The organism is Phytoactinopolyspora endophytica (assembly GCF_004138495.1).
Lineage (GTDB): Bacteria > Actinomycetota > Actinomycetes > Jiangellales > Jiangellaceae > Phytoactinopolyspora > Phytoactinopolyspora endophytica.
Genome location: NZ_ML142849.1, coordinates 772,600 through 773,782, shown reverse-complemented (window position 1 = coordinate 773,782; position 1,183 = coordinate 772,600). Strand labels below are relative to the sequence as shown.

Here is a 1,183-nt window from a genome sequence, read left to right as displayed (position 1 = left end):
CAATGTGTGTCTCCCACGTAGGGCGGCGGGATCACCGTGCACGATCCCGCCGCCCTGGGTGTCATTGCCTACTCGTCGTCGTGGTCGTGCTCTTCGTCCTCGTGATCCTCGTCGTGCTCGTGGTCGTCCTCGTGGTTCTCGTCGTGCTCATGTTCGTGGTCGTCGTCGCCGCCGAACTCTGCCGACACGCCTTCGACGGCGTCACCGGTGACACCGTTGATCTCGTTCGGCGTGACCTCCAGCTCGACGCTGTTCCACACCTCACCCGTCGGGACGTCCACGGCGTGGATCATGTTGGAGGCAGGTTCGGTCACGTAGGCCGAGCCGTCGAGCATGTGAATGGCCGGACGTGGTTCCTGCCACTCCATCGGCTCCTCCCACTCCTCAATGACCGGGATCGAGTCGACCAGCTCGGCGCTCTCAGGGTCGATGACGTGGATCTGTCCGTCGGTGCCCAGCACGAGCGCTTCACCGTCGTCGCCGCGGGCCAGAGAGCGGAAGTTGTAGCTAGCGGGCAGGTCGACCATGGTGAGCCCCGCGTCGCGAGTGTCCACCAGCGACACCCGGGTGGGCCGCTCCAGCTCGGCGTCGGGGTCGCTCTTGTAGTCCCCGAGCACGACCGGGGATTCCTCGGAGCCGGCCTGGTTGCCGATCCGGCCGTAGTCATCCGGGCTCTCGGCCTTCTCGATCTCGCCGTCCGAGTACACCAGGACGCCGTCCTCGCACCCGATGACGACGGTCTCGTCGGCGGCCATCGCTTCCCCGTGCACACCGGGGCAGTCGTCGGAGGCCGCGATCTCCTCGTCGTCGCCGTCCAGCACCCGGATACCGTTGCGGGCTTCCTCGTCGCCTTCCGAGACGACCAGGCTGCCGTCTTCGAGCTCGACGGCGACACCGTGGTGCGCCGACGGCGTGGTGTATTCACGGACCTCTGCGTCGGGCTCGACGACGTCACCGGAGTCGAGCACGGAGATCTGGCCCGTTCCGTCGTCGAACAGTGCGGTTCGACCGTGATGCACGACGACGTGGCCAGGGGTCTCGGCGGGCACCGTCACGTCCGTCAGTTCCGGATCGGCCGTGTAGTAGTGGGAATGGTCGCCGTGCGGTTCCGCCCATGTGCCCATGTCCAGCACCTGGAATCCGCCGGTGGTGGAGACGTAGAGGTGCCGCTCGTCACCCGCCA

The 1,183-nt window shown here is 66.9% G+C and carries 1 protein-coding gene; it reads right to left on the bottom strand.

What is annotated here, in order from left to right:
- Window positions 1-68: 68 nt before the first annotated feature.
- On the bottom strand, window positions 69-1,183 hold a 1,115-nt coding region (gene aztD / locus ELR45_RS03370; protein WP_205855769.1), incomplete at its 5' end, for a zinc metallochaperone AztD.